Below are 14,879 nucleotides of genomic sequence, written 5' to 3'. Positions count from 1 at the left end.
GACCATGGAAACGGTAGTTGCGGCCTTGATAGGCGGTATCGGTGGTGGTGTCCTTTCGTTTGTTGCGAATCTTGTCGTGGCACACCTAAACCACAAGCGAACACTCGAGCGTGACAAGCTCAACAACGATAGTCAACTGCTCCGAGATGAAGTCGTTTGGAAGCGTTCTGAAATGATGCGGATCTATGGCAGGTTCATCGAACAGGCTACTGATATTAACAAGCGAGTTCTATCCATCAAAGAAGATGATGAGGTAGGACAGCAAAGCATGAGTAATATTGCTGGATCCCTGCCAGTGCACGAAGTTCGTCTCGTTGCGAGTGAAAATGTAAGTCAAGTGATGAGCAAGTTTATGCTTAAGCTCGTTACAACGATTCATTACAGGCCGAAAAATATAGTTGACCGGGCGCTGAAAATGTCAAGCATAAAACAGTCAGAACTGATTGAGGCTTTGCAAGATCTGGAAAATGCTATGCGTAAAGATATTGATGCTCAATCAGTAGGACTCACCGCCGAAAGCTCTATCCCAGAATCAGAGTCGAAGGATTAATAACCATGGAAAGTCTTGTTGCGGCCTTGATCGGTGGTCTGATCGGAACGATTCTCACCTCCCTCATCAATCTTGCTATCAACCATTCCAATAATCAGACGATGAAGGAGATTAACGAGAATAACGCCGCATGGACAGCCCAACGGGAAGAAGATGACGCTGTTAGGAAACATGCCAACGAGCGAGAGGTTTGGATTCGTGAGCAGAAGGAAAAAGCCTATAACTCGATCATGAACGCTGGGCAACTCTTAAAGGACAAGGTTTTCGATCAAAGCACACCGTTCAACAAAGATGTTCTCTCGGCAATCGAAACGATAGCTAACCCACCGATTATGGTTGTCGCTCCACGGAAGGTCGTTTCATCTCTCATTGCTACGCGGAACAGTATGAGTGGGTATATTGCCTCAATGTATACGGATGAGGGTGATTTCTTATTTGGCTCTCTCGCAAAAGATCGAGAGTCGCTTCGCAATAAATTCACAACTGATCTCAATAAAGCTGTTGATGTTATGCGTGAGGATTTGGGATTCGAGGAACTGTATACGGCAAAGGCGAAGGGTATGGAGCCAAAAGTTGATAAGTAGCGAACTCCTAGGAGTCATCGTTGGTGCTGGCATATCCGCAGTTGTGGCTCTGGGTGGCTTGATCATCAATAACATTGCGCAATCCAAGCGTGATGAGAAGAATCGCGAAGCCCAGTTCGCTCAGCTTCAACTTACTCATCAATACACGAAAGCTCGGGAGAGTAGCCAGTGGCTGAATACTGAAAAGTTACGGCACTACTCTGCCTTTCTAAGGGACGCGCTCGCGTTCATGAAAGCTATCCAGTCAAGCTATGAGAACGAGCGGTTCGATACAAAGAAGCTTGACGCACTTCGGTTCCAGTTGAGGCAAGCTGAGGTCATCATGCTAGCTAACGATGAAGTTACAGAGGCTTACGAGGTTCTAGTTGATCAGCTCAGGGACTTCTATCAATCCGCAAGCAATGACACTGACTTCTCGAAGCATGATGAGCTGATGGGCAAGGAAATCTCTACTGCACTCGCTATCCGAACTCTCGAGAACGCAATGCGACTCGACAGGGGGCTACCTGCTAATGGTTCTAACATCGTTGGTTATACAACCATGTAACTGGCAGTCAGTGAAAATAATTGGGGACGATAGTCCCTTGGTCTAAGGGATTCTGGGGACGATAGTGGGGACGATAGAAAACCTACTATCGTCCCCAGTTCGTTTTGGGTGAAAAATGGCGTTGCTCCGTTTTGAGTGTCTGGGGACACGAATTGAACCAATGAGATGTGAGTGAAAACTGTCAGGTGAAGGCTCTACTTCCCTTTACCTACAAGGGTTTCTTATGATTTGGCGCGTGATTGCTGAACCAGTGAGGTCGGTAAGGTTAGAGTCGGATAAGGCGCGAGAGAAGTGTGAAAATGGGTATCAGATGCACATTACAGGGGACTCATAATCCCTTGGTCGTCGGTTCAAGTCCGTCACTCCCTACATCTCGGGTCGCCCGGTGATCTGCGCCAGCAGATCGCCGGGCGATTTTTCGGTTTCAAGTCTTCAGTGAATTGCCTGCAGTCCTGTTGAAACGGCGCAAGCCTAATGCAAAGGCAACAGGATCGATGGCCGCAGATCCCTGATAAGCAGCGCCGGATCAATGTATTCGCCATCGAGTCGGATACCCCAGTGCAGGCAACGCTTCGAGCAATGCGCTCCGGTGGCCACGGTTCCGACGTTGTCTCCCGCCTCGATCCAGGCGCCGACCGCGAGCTCGCTGCTGACAGGTTCCAGGCTGGTGACAAAACCAGAGCCGTGGTCGATCACAAGCACTGGTCGGTCCACGACCGTGGAACGGAACGCGACCTTTCCCCGGTGGGGTGCCAGCACGCTTGTGTCCTCGGCTGCCCGCAGGTCCACACCGCGGTGCCCGGCGAGCCATTTCTGTTCGGGCTTGTCGAACGGGGTCAGGATTGCGGGCTCGCCGGCCAGCGGCCATTGCCATCCCGGGCGGGCGGCGGCTGTGGGCAAGGAACCTTGTGCGGCCGTGTTGCCAGATGTGCCCGCGGCAGTCAGCATGATGCCCAAAATCAGCAGTTGGATCAGTGCGAGTACTCGAAGGGGTTTCATGGATCTACCCTGCGATGCCCCGGGCCGACCAGTGTTGGATTCACCGCTGATTGTGGGCAGCGCGGTGGGCGCTAGATCACCTTGCTCTCGGGCGAAGCGGCCCCTGGGGGTGTAGTACACTGAAAAGTGCAGTTTTCTGTCAGAGGTGTGTCCAAAATCGGATGCTCCGGGCAGGAAATTGACTTCGCGCATGAAGTTCTTCCTCGCGCAAGCGGGGAAGCCGGCCGTTCCAGTGGTCCGAGAGAATCGGTGGACGGCGTGCGGAATGCCAAGCATTCCGGGGTTCATGCCAGGGCGGATGTTCACAATGTACATCTGCAACAACCCAAACAACTAGGGCAGTTACCGCGGGCGTTTGTGCGCCCGGTCCGCTACTGCTGAAAGGAGTTGCGACATGCCAGTCGTAACCATGCGAGAGCTGCTGAACAGCGGCGTACACTTCGGCCACCAGACCCGTCGCTGGAACCCGAAGATGAAGCGTTTCATCCTGACCGAGCGCAACGGCATCTACATCATCGACCTGCAGCAGTCGCTGTCGTTCATCGACCGCGCCTACGACTTCGTCAAGCAGACCGTTGCACACGGCGGCTCGGTGCTGTTCGTCGGCACCAAGAAGCAGGCTCAGGAAGCAATTGCCGAGCAGGCTAACCGCGTTGGCCAGCCATACGTGAACCAGCGCTGGCTCGGCGGTATGCTGACCAACTTCCAGACCGTCTCCAAGCGCGTTCAGCGCATGAAGGAACTGGAAGAGATCAACTTCGACGACGTTGCCGGTTCGGGCCACACCAAGAAGGAACTGCTGCTGCTGAAGCGCGAGCTGACCAAGCTGCAGAACAACCTCGGTGGTATCCGCAACCTGACCCGCACCCCGTCGGCTATCTGGATCGTTGACACCAAGAAGGAACACCTGGCAATCGACGAAGCTCAGAAGCTGGGCATCCCTGTTGTCGCCATCCTGGACACCAACTGCGATCCTGACGAAGTCACCTACCCGATCCCGGGTAACGACGACGCCATCCGCTCCGTCAACCTGCTGACCCGCGTTGTTGCCGACGCAGTGGCAGAGGGCCTGATTGCCAAGAACAACAAGGCTGCAGGCAAGACCGAGGGCGCCGCTGAGCCACTGGCTGAGTGGGAGCGCGAGCTGCTCGAGGGCGAGAAGGCCAAGGCCGAGGCTGCTGCCGAGACCGAGGCTCCAGAAGCCAAGTAGTCACTTCCGTGACTTCTGGAGTTTCCCTTTAGGCACTAGCGTGCTGTGAAGGGAAACTCCACACTCTCGTGGGACGGGTTGGGTATCCGACCCGTCCCACGGGCAAACTAACTTGAAACTCCTAGCTGAATGGGATTGCACGTGGCAAACTACACCGCTGCTGATATCAAGGCACTGCGCGAGCGCACCGGCGCCGGCATGATGGACGTTAAGAAGGCTCTGGACGAGGCCAACGGCGACGCCGAGAAGGCCATCGAGATCATCCGCGTCAAGGGTCTGAAGGGCGCTACCAAGCGCGAAGGCCGTTCGACCGCCGAGGGCCTGGTTGCCGCCAAGGTCGAGGGCAAGGCCGGCGTCATGATCGAGATCAACTGCGAGACCGACTTCGTTGCCAAGAACGACAAGTTCATCACCCTGGCCAACAAGGTCCTGGACGCAGCTGTCGCCTCGGGCGCAGCCGACGTCGAGACCCTGCTGGCTTTCGAGGTTGACGGCAAGACCGTTGGCGACACCGTCATCGAAGAGGGCGCAATCCTCGGCGAGAAGGTTGTTGTCCGCCGCGTAGCACGCGTTGAGGGCGAGCACGTTGCTGCTTACCTGCACAAGACCAGCAAGGACCTGCCTGCCCAGGTTGGCGTGCTGCTGGCTGTCGACTCCGCTTCGGAAGCTGCTGCTGCCGTGGCCCACGACGTTGCAGTGCACACCGCCGCAATGGCACCGACCTACCTGACCCGCGACGAGGTTCCAGCAGACAAGGTTGCCGACGAGCGCCGCATCGCTGACGAGACCGCTCGCGCCGAAGGCAAGCCAGAGGCCGCCCTGACCAAGATCGTTGAAGGCCGCCTGACCGGCTTCTTCAAGGAGCTTGTCCTGGTTGACCAGGCTTTCGCCAAGGATGCCAAGAAGTCCGTTGGTTCGGTTCTCGAAGAGGCCGGCACCAAGGCTGAGGCCTTCGCTCGTTTCCGCGTAGGCGCCTAAGCTTCACCGCCGAAGGCAATCGCACGAAATGTGTTCGCGGCCGCTAGCCGGCCGCACTAGAGAAAAGGGAGGTGGGCACCGAGCATACACTCGGTGACTCGCCTCCCTTTTCTCGAGCCCGGATCTCAAGGTAGCTTGGGACTCGGGATGATCCCCTCACCACAGAATTACCAACTGCAGGAGTTAGACCCCATGTCAACCAGCCCAGAAACCAAGCGTCGCCGCGTACTGCTCAAGCTCTCAGGAGAAGTTTTCGGCGGCGGCAAGGTGGGCGTCGACCCGAAGACCGTGCGCGGCATCGCCGAGCAGATTGCCCAGACTGTGGGCGAGGTCGAGGTGGCGATCGTCGTCGGCGGCGGCAACTTCTTCCGCGGCGCCGAGCTGTCGGCTTCGGGCATGGACCGCTCCCGCGCAGACTACATGGGTATGCTCGGCACCGTGATGAACTGCCTGGCCCTGCAGGACTTCCTGGAGCAGTGCGGCGTCGAGACCCGCGTGCAGTCGGCCATCGCCATGGCCCAGGTCGCGGAGAACTACATCCCGCGCCGCGCAATCCGCCACATGGAAAAGGACCGCGTGGTCATCTTCGGCGCGGGCGCCGGCCTGCCGTACTTCTCCACCGACACCGTCGCGGCCCAGCGCGCCCTGGAAGTCGACGCCGACGAGGTGCTGATGGCCAAGTCGGGCGTGGACGGCGTGTATACCGCCGATCCGAAGACCGACCCGACCGCCACCAAGCTCGACACGCTGACCTACACCGAGGCGCTGGTCAAGAACATCCGCGTGATGGACCAGACCGCCATGACCATGTGCCAGGACAACAAGCTGGACATGCTGGTCTTCGGCATGGAAGGTGAGGGCAATGTCACCCGCGCCATCCGCGGCGAGCGAATCGGCACCACCGTCACCGCATAAGCGGTGAACGTGGCATAGGATTGTTCTAGATTTATTTTCCCTTGGTGGAAACAGCAATGAGTACTTGAGGAGTACCGGTGATTGACGAAACCCTGGCGGAGACCGCCGAAAAGATGGACCGCACCATTGAGGCCGCGAAGGAAGACTTCGCCACGATCCGCACCGGCCGTGCACACCCTGGCATGTACTCGAAGGTCATGGTGGACTACTACGGCTCGCCGACCCCGCTGCAGCAGCTGGCTTCCTTCGCCGTGCCAGAGGCCCGCACCATCACCATCACCCCGTTCGACGTGACCGCCCTGCGCGAGATCGAAAAGGCGCTGGGTGATCCAGAGGTCGGCGCCAACCCGTCGAGCGACGGCAAGATGATCCGCGTGACCCTTCCGGTGCTGACCGAGGAGCGCCGCAAGGAGTACGTCAAGCTGGCCCGCGCCAAGGGCGAGGATGCCCGCGTTGCACTGCGAAACCTGCGCCGCAAGGCCAAGGACGCCATCGACAAGTTCGTCAAGGACGGCGAGATCGGCGAGGACGAGGGCAACCGCGGTGAAAAGGATCTGGACGCACTGACCAAGAAGCACGTTGACGCAGTCGACGAGATTCTGAAGAACAAAGAAGCCGAGCTGCTGGAAGTCTAATGCCAGGCTCGACAGATCACACTGAGGGCACGGCTTCGGCGGTGCCCTCAGTGGCATCCGGTGAAGCCAAACCCCTGACCCGCCGCGAGGCGAGAGCCCTGCACGAAGCCCAGCAGAAGGAAGCCAAGCGCCGCGGCAAGAAGGAAGCCGCGCGCGAACCCGAGGACGCAGGCCCGCCGCAGCCGGTGATTGAACCGGGGATGCCAGCCGCGAGCGCCGCGGTGGACTCGCAGCAGGCCAAACAGCGCGCCAAGGCGGCTTTCACCGCAGAGGACCGCTCTCCGGTTCCTCCCGAGGAACTCAAGGTCGAAGGTCCTGCCGAGCCCCCTCCGGTCAGCGAGTCCAAGGACCTGGCTGAAACCGGTGAACCGGACGCCGCCCGGGCCTCGATCCCGACCGAACTGCTGGTCGGCGCGCCGGCCGAGCCCAAGAAGTCCCGGGCCGGGCGCAACCTGCCGGCCGCCATCGGCGTCGGACTGCTCATGCTCGGACTGGTGCTCGCGGGCCTGTTCCTCTACGAGCCTCTGCTGGTCGGACTGATTGTGGCCCTGGCCGGGGTGGGCAGCTGGGAAGTCGCCCGTGCGACCACCCACGCCAAGACCTCGGTCCCGCTGGTTCCGCTCTTCCTCGCCTCGGCGATGCTTCCGATCAGTGCGATCTGGGGCGGGCTGGAAGCCATGGGCTTCACCTACATGATCTGCCTGGTCATCGCACTGCTGGTGCGGTTGACGGAGGGACTGAAGGGGGCCGCGGCCTCGGTGATGAGCAGCATGTTCATCATCAGCTGGGTCCCGCTGTTGCTGTCCTTCGCGCTGCTGATCCTCGAGGAGCCCAACGGCCAGTGGCTGATCGCAACGATCCTGCTGCTGGCGGTCAGCAACGACACCTTCGGCTATATTGTCGGGGTGCTGTTCGGCAAGCATCCCATGGCCCCGAAAATATCGCCCAAGAAGTCCTGGGAGGGCTTCGCCGGCTCGATGCTTGGATCCATGGCGGTCGGCGCCCTGGCCATGCACTTCTGGCTGGACATGCCATGGTGGACCGGCGTGATCCTGGCGTTCTTCACCACGATCGCGGCAACCACGGGAGACTTCTCCGAATCCATGATCAAGCGCGAGCTGGGCATCAAGGACATGAGCAACCTGCTGCCGGGCCATGGCGGCATCATGGACCGGCTGGACTCGGTGGTCTTCGTCGTCCCGTTGGGCTACCTGATCTCCCACTTGCTGACATGGAGTGTTTCCCTGTCATAGGCCGCAGCACCGGCGCGGTGTGATCCTTTCCCATGGATGACGCCCGCCGGTGTGGCTTTTAACCCATGCCTTGGCTCACGCCATAGAATAACTAGGGATCGCGGATCACCTCGATCCGCCCCTGACTTTATCGAGAGAAGAAGGATCAGTCGTGTCGCAGCAGCAAGATGCTCCGTTTTCCCGGGTCCCGGATTCGGAATTCGGCTACAACGTCAAGCAGGTTGATGCGTTCCTCAGCCGCGCCCGTGCCACCTTCAACGGCGGGGGCAACGACGACAGCGTGGTCACCAGCCACCTGATCCGCCGCACGACCTTCGCCCCGCAGAAGGGCGGCTACCAGGCCCGCGAGGTCGACGGCGCGCTGGACCGGCTGGAAGACGTCTTCGCCAAGCGCGAGCGCGACGACCTGATCGCCCACCAGGGCGAGGAAGTCTGGCTGCAGCAGGTAGGCCGCCTGGCGGCGATCCTGCGCGGGCGACTGCACCGTGCCAAGGGGGAGCGCTTCCGCCGCCCCTCGCGCACCAACGCTTCGAGCTACAACGTCGAAGACGTGGACCGCTTGTGCGACCAGCTGATCGACTACTTCGAGAAGGACGTGCCGATGTCAGTGGACACCGTGCGCCGCGTGGAGTTCCGCTCGTCCACCGGAACCGACGGCTACGAGGAATCGCAGGTCGACGCGTTCCTCGACCGCGTGGTCGAGCTGATGGCCTCGATCGACTAGCACCGCACAGCTTCACAGGCCGCCGCCTGCCCGGGTTATTCTCGGCGACCGGCGGCCTTGTGCGTCTCTGCACCCTCCACGTGCTGGTGGGCGGTGGATCAGAAGGCGGAGTCGCGGTCCGGAACGTGCAGCCGGGCCATGATGCGGTCCGCATTGGCGGGGACGCTGCGCGCGGTGGCGCGGGAGACCGCGATCATGACCACGAAGGCCAGCGGGACGCTCCAGGCGGCCGGCTGGCGCAGCATGTGGAACCAGAGGGTGTCGACCTCGGGCAGCAGGCTGGAAATCATCAGTGCCAGGCCGCAGGCGGCCGCGCCGGTCAGCATGCCGGCAATGGCTCCGCGGGCGGTCAGCGAGCGCCACCAGATGCCCAGCAACAGCAGCGGGCAGATGGTCGAGGCGGTGAAAGCGAAGACGTTGCCGATCGCTCCGGCCAGCGCCAGCGAGCTGGTCACCACCGCGATGAATACCGGCAGGGCGGTGGCCAGCACGGTGGAGATGCGGAAGCCCCGCACGGTCCCGGCGAAGAATTCCTGGGACAGCGCCCCGGCCAGCGAGACCACTAGCCCGGAGGTGGTGGACAGGAACGCGGCGAAGGCGCCGCCGACCACGATCGCGGTCAGCGCGTCGCCCAGGAACCCGTCCAGCACCGCCGAGGGCAGCAGGAGCACCGTGGCGTCGGTCTCCGCGTTGCCGCCCAGCTGCGGGGCGTAGAGCAGACCCAGCACGCCGAGGGTGGTGGGCAGCAGGTAAAACACCGAGAGCAAGCCCAGCACGATCACGGTAGTGGAACGTGCGGCCTGCCCGGTGGGGTTGGTGTAGAAGCGCACCAGCACGTGGGGAAGGCCCAGGGTGCCGAAGAGCAGCGCGAGGATGATGGAGATGGTCTCGTACAGGTTCAGCCCGGCCACCGATTCCAGCTGGGTCGCGATGCTGTCGAGGCGCGCGGTGCTGGACTGCTCTGGGATCACCTGGATGAGCAGGAAGATCGTGGGGACCACGAGCGCCGCCAGCTTGAACCAGTACTGGAAAGCCTGGACGAAGGTCACCGAGCGCATGCCGCCGGAGACCACCGTGATGCACACGACCGCAGCCACGATCACCGGGCCGAGCCATCCGGGCAGCCCGGTGGCGATCGACAGGGTCAGGGCCGCCCCATGCATCTGCGGGACGATGTACAGCCAGCAGATCACCACCACCAGGTAGGTGGTGATCTTGCGCAGCGACTTGGATTCCTCGAAGCGGATCTGGGCGAAGTCGGGGATGGTATAGGCCTGCGAGCGGCGCAGCGGCGCGGCGACGAACAGCAGCAGCATCAGGTAGCCAGCCGTGTACCCGATGGGGAACCAGAGCCCGGACTGGCCGGAGAGCACAATCAGCCCGGCCACACCCAGGAAAGAGGCGGCCGACAGGTATTCGCCGCCGATGGCCGAGGCGTTCCACCACGGGCGCACGGTGCGGCTGGCCACGTAGAAATCGCTGGTGGTGCGCGACAGGCGCAGCCCGTGGAAGGCGATCAGCATGGTGGTCACGCAGACCACCACCAAGGCCAGGGCTGAAAGCAGATTAATCACGGCTGATGCTCCGGTAGCGTTTTTCATTGCGGGCCGCCGCGCCGTTGAACAGCATGCCGGCCACGATGATCAGCGGATAGATCCCCACCCCGAGAATCCACCATGGCAGGGGTATATGCCACAAAGTGAATTCATAGACCGTCGGCCAGAGGGCCAGCAGCGCACTGATGCCCACGAGCATGGCCAGCAGCCCTGCGGCCACGGCGCAGGCCAGCCGCAACTGGGAGCGGATCAACTGCTGGACGTAGAATTCCTGGGCCGTATGTTCCGGCTTGACCGCGGAAACGGTCAGCGAGGCATTCTGGGGAGCCTGGACGCGTACCCGCTGCGGACGCTGCTGGGCAAAGCGTCCAGGCAGGGGAGCCTCCGGGGAGTCGCGCTTCACGGAATCACGCCGGGCCTAGAGCGGGCGGACGCGGTTGGCGGCCAGGCGCTCGCGCAGGTAGGGCAGGGCGCGCCGGGAGATCGGCAGCTCGGTCCCGTTGACCAGCACGGCCGCCTTGCCGGTCTGCAGCCGGACGTTTTCGATCTTGTCCATGCTCACCAGGTAGGAGCGGTGGATGCGCACGTAACCAGACTCCGCCCATTGCTGCTCCAGATCATTCAACGGGACGCGGATCAGATAGCTGGAGTCCTTGGTATGCAGGCGCGCGTAGTCCCCCTGGGCCTGGACGTAGGCGATGTCGCCGCGGGGGATGAGCTTGGTGATGCCGCCCTGGTCCACGGTGATCATTTCGGGTTTGGCGGGGGCTTCCTCTACGAGCTCGCACAGGCGGCGCACGGACTCGGCCAAGCGCTGCGGGCGGATGGGCTTGAGCACGTAGTCGACCGCGGCGAGCTCGAAGGCTTCCAAGGCCTGGTCCTCGTCGGCGGTCACGAAGACCACCAGCGGCGGGTTGGCAAAGCGGGAGATGACCCGTGCGATATCAAGGCCGGAGAGCGCGGGCATGTGGATGTCGAGGAAGAGCGCGTCCACTTCGTTTTCCTCCAGCGCTTTCAACGCCGCGGCGCCAGAGGTTGCGCGGTGGATTTTCCCGATCCGGGAGTCCTGGCTCAGGAGGAACGCGATCTCTTCCACTGCCGGAAGTTCATCGTCGGCGACAACCACATTAATCATGAGTTGATTCTATCGTTTCTGTTGTGTTTGCCTTCGGGACCCATGGAATTCATTCGTCGATCGATGCCGTGCCCGGAGCCAGGAACTTCGGGATGCGCAAGGTGATCTGCGTACCTGCGCCTGGCGCGGTGTCGATGATCAGCCCGTTCGAATTGCCGTAGAGCTGGCGAAGCCGCACGTCAACGTTGCGCAGACCCACATGCATGTTGACCGTGGTGCCTGCCAGCACGCTGGACAGCTGCTCCGGATCCATGCCCACACCGTCGTCTTCCACGCTGATGACCGCGTGCATCCCGTCCTCGGTAGCGGTGATGGAAATAACCCCGCCGTCGGGCCTGGCTTCCAGGCCGTGGCGCACCGCGTTTTCTACCAGCGGTTGCAACGAGAGGAACGGGATCCTGGTCGAGAGCACTTCCGGGGCGATCTGCAAAGACACCTTGATGCGGTCGCCGAAGCGGGCCTTTTCCAGCAGCAGGTAGCGGTCGATGGCCTCCAGCTCCTCGGCGAGGGTGGTGAATTCCCCACGGCGGCGGAAGGAGTAGCGGGTGAAGTCAGCGAATTCGATCACCAGCTCGCGGGCGCGGGCTGGATCCGTGTTGATGAACGAAGCGATGGCGTTCAGCGAGTTGTAGATGAAGTGGGGCGAAATCTGCGCGCGCAGGGCCCGCATCTGCGCTTCGAGCAGCATCGCCTTGTTCTCATCCAATTGCGCGGTGGAGACCTGGGCGGAGACGAAAACCGCCACCTCCGAGACGGCGCGGACGAATCCAGCCCCGGCACGCGGGGTCAGGGCGGTCACCGTACCCACCGGCTGGTTTCCCACCATGATCGGGGCAGCCACGAAATCCTGGCCGGAGAGCCGCTTCACCTGCGTTTTGCCGGTGGCCAGCGCGGTGCTGAATGCTTCCCAAGCTTGCTCTTCGAGATCCGCGGTGAATTCGATGCCGGCATCCGTGGCAAGGATGTTGCGGGTGTCGGAGATCAGCAGGACCGGGCAGTTCAGCAGCCTGCGCAGCGCCTTGGCGCTCTTCGCGGCTCCTTCCACCGTCAGCCCCCGTTCCAGGTGGGGAACGGCAACGGACATGTGGTGCAGGGTGGTGAAGGTCGCTTCCTCCGCGTCGGTGCCCATCTCCTTGGTCGAGCGGGAGATCTTGAATCCGAAATACCCGATGACGGCAATGCCGACCGTCACGATGGTGACGATGAGGGTGATCTGCAGGGCTGGGGACATACATCAATCCTAAGGTCACAACCCGTTGCCCGACCGCTTGTCGTCGATAGATGTGCCGTTGGGCGCAGGTTTTGCTCCGCTGAGCCATGGCTGGGCCCAAACCCCTAGTCGGGGACGGAACTTTCGCAGATAGTGAACTTAGTCACAGTCGAGATGTGCCTTGCATCACATCAGGTTTCAATCATCCAACCACCCGCACAAGGAGGGCATCATGAGTGCCAATCCCCACCACAATGTCGAAGACGACATTGATTTCGTGGCGGAGAGCAAGTCGGAGGAATTCCAGGAACTGCGCCGCACCCACCGCAGCTTCGTATTCCCCATGGCTATCTTCTTCCTGGTCTGGTATTTCGCCTACGTTCTTTTGGCCGATTACTTCCACGACTTCATGTCAATCAAGGTCCTGGGCAACATCAACATGGGCATCGTCCTGGGCCTGCTGCAGTTCGTGTCCACCTTCGCCATCACCGCGGCCTACGTGAGCTTCTCCAACAAGAAGCTCGATCCGAAGGCCACCAAGATCCGTGAGCGTCTGGAGAACCAGGGAGCAGATCAGTGAACAACCTAACCATCCTTGCGGCGGCGGCTGAGAAGACCACTGTCGGCAACCCGCTGGTGAACATCGCCATCTTCGTAGCCTTCGTCGGCGTCACCCTGGTGATCGTGCTCCGAGCCAGCAAGAACAACAAGACCGCCGCTGACTACTACGCCGGCGGACGCTCCTTCACCGGAACCCAGAATGGCACCGCCATCGCCGGCGATTACCTGTCGGCGGCATCCTTCCTGGGCATCGTCGGCGCCATCGCCATCAACGGCTACGACGGCTTCCTGTACTCCATCGGCTTCCTCGTGGCCTGGCTGGTTGCCCTGCTGCTCGTGGCCGAGCTGCTGCGCAACACCGGGAAGTTCACCATGGCAGATGTGCTTTCCTTCCGCCTGAAGCAGCGTCCCGTGCGCATCGCCGCGGCGATCTCCACCCTCGCGGTGTGCGTGTTCTACCTGCTGGCGCAGATGGCCGGCGCCGGCGCACTGGTGTCCCTGCTGCTGGGCATCGACTCCAAGGCAGGCCAGTCGCTGGTGATCGTTATCGTCGGCGCGCTGATGATCCTATACGTCCTGGTCGGCGGCATGAAGGGCACCACCTGGGTGCAGATCATCAAGGCCTGCCTGCTCATCGCCGGCGCCCTGATCATGACCGTGTGGACCCTGGCCATGTTCGGATTCAACTTCTCCGAGCTGCTGGGCAAGGCCGCCGAAGTGGCTGGCAACCCTGAGATCCTGAACCCGGGCATGCAGTATGGCAAGTCCGAAACCTCAAAGCTCGACTTCATCTCCCTGGCCCTGGCCCTGGTGCTCGGCACCGCAGGTTTGCCGCACGTGCTGATGCGCTTCTACACCGTGCCAACCGCCAAGGAAGCCCGCAAGTCGGTCGTCTGGGCCATCTGGCTGATCGGGGCCTTCTACCTGTTCACCCTGGTCCTCGGCTTCGGCGCCGGCGCCCTGATCGGCCCGGACAAGATCAAGGCCGCCCCGGGCGGCGTGAACTCCGCAGCCCCGCTGCTGGCCTACGAACTGGGCGGCACGCTGCTGCTGGGCCTGATCTCCGCGGTGGCCTTCGCAACCATCCTGGCGGTGGTAGCCGGCCTGACCATCACCGCAGCTGCTTCCTTCGCCCACGATGTCTACGCATCGGTCATCTCCAAGGGCAAGAGCACCCCGGAGAAGGAAATGAAGGTTGCCCGTCGCACCGTACTGGTCATCGGCGTCTTCGCGATCGCCGGCGGCATCGGTGCCCAGGGCCAGAACGTCGCCTTCCTGGTGGCGCTGGCCTTCGCGGTAGCCGCCTCGGCCAACCTTCCGACCATCCTCTACTCGCTGTTCTGGAAGGGCTTCAAGACCCGCGGTGCAGTCTGGTCGATGTACGGTGGCCTGGGCTCGGCCATCCTGCTGATCATCTTCTCGCCGGTCTTCTCCGGTGCGGCAACCTCGATGATCCCGAGCATCGATATCTCGATCTTCCCGCTGGCCAACCCGGGCCTCGTCTCCATCCCGCTGGCATTCCTGCTCGGCTGGCTGGGCTCGATCACCGATCCGGGAAGCGAGGATCCCAAGAAGGCGGCGGAAATGGAAGTTCGCTCGCTGACCGGTGTCGGTGCAGAGAAGGCAGTCGACCACTAGCCTTCTGCTCAATCACCTAGCGGAAAACCGATGCGGACGGGATCAGCCACTCAGGCTGGTCCCGTCCGCATTTCTGAGCCGCCATGCTGTGGCGCGCCGCTGCGCGGTGTCATGCATCGACCTGCCTGAGGGCGGAGCAGCCACCTCGGATACGGCGGATTGGGTGTTCCTGCCGGCCTTGCCAAGCGCTGGCCTGGGACAGTCGGGCGACCCGGCAGTCAGGTGCTCGGCAGACCCGGTGACGCGACTTTCCGGACGGGGAAATCCATGGACGCAAGCGCGTGGAGGGGTCGCTGATTGCGAAAAAGACACATTGTTACGCGAGGATTTTCAACGTTCCGAACGAAATTTTTGGGTACTTGGAGACGCGGATTAATGACTTTC

Annotated in this window: 16 protein-coding genes and 1 tRNA gene; 12 read left to right on the top strand and 5 right to left on the bottom strand. The window is 61.4% G+C overall.

What is annotated here, in order from left to right; translation table 11 throughout:
* Positions 1-4 precede the first annotated feature (4 nt).
* From DFO58_RS06495 to DFO58_RS18410, 4 genes are all read left to right on the top strand, one after another.
* Complete coding sequence (locus DFO58_RS06495) at positions 5-550, top strand: hypothetical protein (protein WP_147407203.1); 546 nt, start codon at positions 5-7, stop codon at positions 548-550.
* A gap of 5 nt (positions 551-555) precedes the next feature.
* Entirely contained in the window at positions 556-1,134 is a 579-nt protein-coding gene (locus tag DFO58_RS06490) for a hypothetical protein (protein ID WP_120989750.1), read from the top strand.
* 58 nt (positions 1,135-1,192) lie between these two features.
* Positions 1,193-1,681: a hypothetical protein gene (locus tag DFO58_RS06485; RefSeq protein WP_147407202.1), complete on the top strand. Its 489-nt coding sequence runs from the start codon at positions 1,193-1,195 to the stop codon at positions 1,679-1,681.
* Positions 1,682-1,943: 262 nt separating this feature from the next.
* A tRNA-Met gene (locus DFO58_RS18410) sits at positions 1,944-2,050 on the top strand.
* Positions 2,051-2,152: 102 nt separating this feature from the next.
* Here DFO58_RS18410 and DFO58_RS06480 read toward each other — a convergent pair.
* Positions 2,153-2,872 (bottom strand): M23 family metallopeptidase, encoded by a 720-nt coding sequence (locus DFO58_RS06480; RefSeq protein ID WP_286163504.1) that lies wholly within the window; start codon positions 2,870-2,872, stop codon positions 2,153-2,155.
* Between the two features lie 202 nt (positions 2,873-3,074).
* Between DFO58_RS06480 and rpsB the strand changes: the two genes are divergently transcribed.
* The 6 genes from rpsB (at position 3,075) to DFO58_RS06450 (ending at position 8,395) form a co-directional block, all read left to right on the top strand.
* Positions 3,075-3,890 carry a 30S ribosomal protein S2 gene (gene rpsB / locus DFO58_RS06475; RefSeq protein ID WP_047121036.1) on the top strand — a complete coding sequence of 272 codons (816 nt, stop codon included), beginning with the start codon at positions 3,075-3,077 and terminating at the stop codon, positions 3,888-3,890.
* 141 nt (positions 3,891-4,031) lie between these two features.
* Positions 4,032-4,868: a translation elongation factor Ts gene (tsf, locus tag DFO58_RS06470; RefSeq protein ID WP_047121193.1), complete on the top strand. Its 837-nt coding sequence runs from the start codon at positions 4,032-4,034 to the stop codon at positions 4,866-4,868.
* Positions 4,869-5,060: 192 nt separating this feature from the next.
* Positions 5,061-5,783 carry a UMP kinase gene (gene pyrH, locus DFO58_RS06465; RefSeq protein WP_047121037.1) on the top strand — a complete coding sequence of 241 codons (723 nt, stop codon included), beginning with the start codon at positions 5,061-5,063 and terminating at the stop codon, positions 5,781-5,783.
* 77 nt (positions 5,784-5,860) lie between these two features.
* Complete coding sequence (frr, locus tag DFO58_RS06460; RefSeq protein WP_047121038.1) at positions 5,861-6,418, top strand: ribosome recycling factor; 558 nt, start codon at positions 5,861-5,863, stop codon at positions 6,416-6,418.
* Positions 6,419-6,468: 50 nt separating this feature from the next.
* Positions 6,469-7,671, top strand: coding sequence for a phosphatidate cytidylyltransferase (locus DFO58_RS18735; protein ID WP_286163502.1), 1,203 nt, complete (start codon positions 6,469-6,471; stop codon positions 7,669-7,671).
* Positions 7,672-7,822: 151 nt separating this feature from the next.
* Positions 7,823-8,395 (top strand): DivIVA domain-containing protein, encoded by a 573-nt coding sequence (locus DFO58_RS06450; RefSeq protein WP_047121039.1) that lies wholly within the window; start codon positions 7,823-7,825, stop codon positions 8,393-8,395.
* Between the two features lie 98 nt (positions 8,396-8,493).
* On the opposite strand, the gene DFO58_RS06445 is transcribed toward DFO58_RS06450, so the two are convergent.
* The 4 genes from DFO58_RS06445 to DFO58_RS06430 are packed head-to-tail and all read right to left on the bottom strand — an operon-like array spanning position 8,494 to position 12,317.
* Positions 8,494-9,918, bottom strand: a complete 1,425-nt coding sequence (locus DFO58_RS06445; RefSeq protein WP_053799343.1) for a cation acetate symporter — start codon at positions 9,916-9,918, stop codon at positions 8,494-8,496.
* Between the two features lie 43 nt (positions 9,919-9,961).
* On the bottom strand, positions 9,962-10,354 hold the full coding sequence (locus DFO58_RS06440) for a hypothetical protein (protein WP_053797619.1): 393 nt from the start codon (positions 10,352-10,354) through the stop codon (positions 9,962-9,964).
* A 15-nt stretch (positions 10,355-10,369) separates the two neighbouring features.
* Positions 10,370-11,086: a LytTR family DNA-binding domain-containing protein gene (locus DFO58_RS06435; protein ID WP_047121040.1), complete on the bottom strand. Its 717-nt coding sequence runs from the start codon at positions 11,084-11,086 to the stop codon at positions 10,370-10,372.
* A 49-nt stretch (positions 11,087-11,135) separates the two neighbouring features.
* Positions 11,136-12,317: a sensor histidine kinase gene (locus DFO58_RS06430; protein ID WP_053797620.1), complete on the bottom strand. Its 1,182-nt coding sequence runs from the start codon at positions 12,315-12,317 to the stop codon at positions 11,136-11,138.
* A 211-nt stretch (positions 12,318-12,528) separates the two neighbouring features.
* Between DFO58_RS06430 and DFO58_RS06425 the strand changes: the two genes are divergently transcribed.
* On the top strand, positions 12,529-12,876 hold the full coding sequence (locus DFO58_RS06425) for a DUF485 domain-containing protein (protein WP_047121042.1): 348 nt from the start codon (positions 12,529-12,531) through the stop codon (positions 12,874-12,876).
* Positions 12,873-14,495 (top strand): sodium/solute symporter, encoded by a 1,623-nt coding sequence (locus DFO58_RS06420; RefSeq protein ID WP_181728037.1) that lies wholly within the window; start codon positions 12,873-12,875, stop codon positions 14,493-14,495. Before DFO58_RS06425 ends, DFO58_RS06420 begins: the two co-directional genes overlap by 4 nt.
* Positions 14,496-14,879: the final 384 nt, after the last annotated feature.

The organism is Arthrobacter sp. AG1021 (assembly GCF_003633665.1).
Lineage (GTDB): Bacteria > Actinomycetota > Actinomycetes > Actinomycetales > Micrococcaceae > Glutamicibacter > Glutamicibacter soli.
This window is presented reverse-complemented; position numbering and strand designations above follow the sequence as displayed.

Bases quoted from the DNA above. Each gene is read 5' to 3' on its own strand.
- DFO58_RS06495 (WP_147407203.1), top strand. From the start codon at position 5: ATGGAAACGGTAGTTGCGGCCTTGATAGGCGGTATCGGTGGTGGTGTC.
- DFO58_RS06490 (WP_120989750.1), top strand. From the start codon at position 556: ATGGAAAGTCTTGTTGCGGCCTTGATCGGTGGTCTGATCGGAACGATT.
- DFO58_RS06480 (WP_286163504.1), bottom strand. From the start codon at position 2,872: ATGCGCGAAGTCAATTTCCTGCCCGGAGCATCCGATTTTGGACACACC.
- rpsB (WP_047121036.1), top strand. From the start codon at position 3,075: ATGCCAGTCGTAACCATGCGAGAGCTGCTGAACAGCGGCGTACACTTC.
- pyrH (WP_047121037.1), top strand. From the start codon at position 5,061: ATGTCAACCAGCCCAGAAACCAAGCGTCGCCGCGTACTGCTCAAGCTC.
- DFO58_RS06445 (WP_053799343.1), bottom strand. From the start codon at position 9,918: ATGCTGATCGCCTTCCACGGGCTGCGCCTGTCGCGCACCACCAGCGAT.
- DFO58_RS06435 (WP_047121040.1), bottom strand. From the start codon at position 11,086: ATGATTAATGTGGTTGTCGCCGACGATGAACTTCCGGCAGTGGAAGAG.
- DFO58_RS06430 (WP_053797620.1), bottom strand. From the start codon at position 12,317: ATGTCCCCAGCCCTGCAGATCACCCTCATCGTCACCATCGTGACGGTC.
- DFO58_RS06425 (WP_047121042.1), top strand. From the start codon at position 12,529: ATGAGTGCCAATCCCCACCACAATGTCGAAGACGACATTGATTTCGTG.